The 3,220-nt window shown below is 57.1% G+C and carries 2 protein-coding genes; one reads left to right on the forward strand and one right to left on the reverse strand.

Annotated features, from left to right (window positions below; translation table 11 throughout):
* Positions 1-180 precede the first annotated feature (180 nt).
* Complete coding sequence (gene ilvB, locus VMJ32_19075; protein ID HTQ41095.1) at positions 181-1,911, reverse strand: biosynthetic-type acetolactate synthase large subunit; 1,731 nt, start codon at positions 1,909-1,911, stop codon at positions 181-183.
* 377 nt (positions 1,912-2,288) lie between these two features.
* Here ilvB and VMJ32_19080 point away from each other — a divergent pair, with 377 nt between their 5' ends.
* Positions 2,289-3,152, forward strand: coding sequence for a hypothetical protein (locus VMJ32_19080; GenBank protein HTQ41096.1), 864 nt, complete (start codon positions 2,289-2,291; stop codon positions 3,150-3,152).
* Positions 3,153-3,220: the final 68 nt, after the last annotated feature.

The raw sequence follows: 3,220 nt of genomic DNA on the forward strand, positions 1-3,220 counted from the left end.
GAATGGGCATTTCCTGATTGCTCAAACTGTCCCACAGTTCCCCTATGATGTGCAGTTTTTCCTCGGCCGGAAGCTGCAATAATTCAGAAATATCAATCCCCATGTTCCACCACAAACTTGGGATAAAACGATCAAACAAAAACACACGTCTCGGTGCCCAAGCACTGAGAATTCACAACATTATTCCTTAATCAAATCTTTCACCGTCATCCCCGCCGGAATCATCGGCAGCACGTGTTCCTGATACGGCACTTCCACGTCCAGCACGAACGGGCCGGGATAATCGATCATTTCTTTCAACGCCGCCGTCAGCTCGCTCTTTTTCTTCACCGAGGCCGCGCCGCAGCCAAAACCTTTGGCGATGGTCACAAAATCCGGATACCGCTCCGAAGGCCCCAAACCATTGCCTTCGCCAATTGCTTCCGGATGATCGATGGGCCCCAAATACGTGTGCGCCCGGTTCCCCTGATGGAACCGATCTTCCCATTGCATCACCATCCCCAAGTGCTGATTGTTCAATAGCAGCACTTTCACCGGCAGCTTCTCGCAATAGGCCGTGGCCAATTCCTGAACGTTCATCAAAAAGCTGCCGTCTCCGTCGATGTCCACGACCAGCTTGTCCGGGTTGGCGGCCTTCGCTCCCACCGCGGCCGGCAGGCCGAAGCCCATCGTTCCCAAGCCCGAACTGGACAAAAACGTGCGCGGGTGCATGAACTTGTAAAACTGCGACGTCCACATTTGATGCTGCCCCACGCCCACCGTAATGATCGTCTCTTCGCCGCGCGTCAATTTCCACAATTCGTCGATGGCATGCTGTTGCAAAATGCCGTCGAAATTTTTGTCGTATTTCAACGGGTCGGACTTTTTCCACTCGGCCACTTGCTTGTGCCACGGCCCCAAATCGTCCGGCGCTTCCACAATTTTGTTCAATTCCGACAGCGCGAACTTAATGTCGCTCACAATCGGAATGTGCGCGGCTTTGTTCTTATTGATTTCCGACGGATCAATGTCGATGTGCACAATGAACCCGTGCTTGGCAAACTCCGTCACCTTGCCGGTCACTCGGTCGTCAAACCGCACGCCAAAGGCCAGCAGCAAATCAGCGTCGTTCACCGCGTAATTCGAATACACGCTGCCGTGCATTCCTAGCATCTCCAGCGACAGCGGATCGTTCGCCGGAAAAGCCCCCAAGCCCATCACGGTCATCGCGACGGGAATTTTCGTTTTGCGCACCAGCTCGCGCAGCTCCGCGCTGGCATCGCCGCTGATCACGCCGCCCCCGGCATAAATAATCGGCCGCTTGGCGCGCTTAATGGCCGCTGCCACCTGACGAATTTGTTCCGGCTTGGCCTGGGCTTCCGGATGATAGCCCGGCAAATTCATCGGCACGTTGTAATCCGGCTCAATCTGCGCCAACTGCACGTTTTTCGGCACGTCGACCAACACCGGGCCCGGCCGCCCCGTCGTGGCAATGTGAAACGCTTCCCGCATCACCCGCGCCACGTCGTTCACGTCGGTCACCAAATAGTGATGTTTCGTAATCCCGCGGCTCACTTCCACGATGGGCGTTTCCTGGAAAGCGTCGGTCCCAATCACGTGCGTGCCCACTTGGCCGGTAATCGCCACCAGCGGCACGCTGTCCATTTTGGCGTCGGCAAGGGCTGTCACTAAATTCAAAGCGCCCGGTCCGCTGGTGGCCATGCACACGCCAGGTTTTCCTGTCGTGCGGGCCAACCCCTGCGCGGCAAAGGCGCCGCCTTGTTCGTGCCGCGGCAAAATCGTGCGAATTTGGTCCTTGAACCGCGTCAATGCCTGGTGCAAAGGCATGCTCGCCCCGCCCGGATAGGCAAAAATAATGTCCACCCCGTGGTTGACCAACGATTGCACCACGACGTCCGAGCCCGTCACCATGCCGCTGCCCGTCCGCGGTTTAGAAGCTGTCGCCACGAAAACCTCGCTGAAATGACCAAAACCCGGCCCGGTAGGCCGGTCATATAGATATTGGAACCCATTGCAGGCCAACACATTAGGATATGCGGCAGCCAGCCCCGATGCAACCGCATGCCCCCAGAAATTGCCCTAAATGTTCGCCTCCGTAGACATTTATTCCGCTGGTGCGGTTCAGTGGGCCAGTTCGGTAGGGGACGCAATTTCGTCTTGACCCAATGCCCCCCTCCGCCGATCATACGCAACCTTTTCGCCAGGCTGAGTGATCTCCGCCCACCGGCATTCGCTGGGCTACATTTCAGCTTCCCGTTCTCCATTCCCAATTCGTTTATCGCACTGCTATGAAATCCATTCCCGTTGCTTTGCGTTCCTTCGCGGCTTTTACGCTGCTGCTGTTGGTTCGTCAGGCGTTCGCCGCGCAGGCGGTGACATTCACATATCGTGCGCCGCAAATTGGCCAGCAGGCTTCGCACGAAATGCAGTTCACATTGGACCTGAACATCACTTTGCAACAGGCCGGACAAATTATTTCTTCCGAAATGCAGCAGCTCAGCCGCGATCAAGATCGGCAAGTCACCGTGCTGCAAGTGGCCGATAACAAAGCCACCAAAGTACAAGTGTTTTATTCCAAAGCCTGGGAACAAGTTACCCGCGGCAAGCAGGCTGCCACGCCCCAAACGCAGCCAATCGAAGGAAAAGCGTACATGGTAGAACGCCGCGGCGCCGACCTGATGGTCACCGATCCCCAGGGCCACGACGTGCCGGAAGAAGAACGCACGTTGGTCGCCTCCAGCATGGAGGCCATCGGCCATCCCAGTCCGCTGGGCACGTATCTGGATGGCAAAAAAGTGGCCATCGGCGAAACTCTCCGCCTGCCCAATGATATGGCGTCCGACCTGTTGGGCGTGAAGGAAGCCGGCGGCCAGGCCCAAAAAGTGGAGCTCACCTTGCACGGCGTCAACCAGGACGAAGACGGTCGTCATCTGGCCAATTTCGACATGCTGGTAATCCTCCAGCTTCCCGGCGGCGGCACGATGAGCGTCAAAGGCCAACTGCAAATCGAGCCCGAAAGTTGCCAGGTGGCCAGCGCCAGTTTCGATGGTCCCGTCTCCATGCACGAAGAGCAGGGGCCCAAAGGCCACACCTTCGAAGTCGCCAGCGACGGCACCATGAAAGTCGCCGTCCGTTCGCACTATCTAAAATAATCGCTCTCCGCTTTCTTCTTCCCCCTTCCCCCTCCCGCCTTCCGCCTTCTGCCTTCTGCCTTCTGCCT

It is taken from the genome of Pirellulales bacterium, from assembly GCA_035499655.1.
GTDB lineage: Bacteria > Planctomycetota > Planctomycetia > Pirellulales > JADZDJ01 > DATJYL01.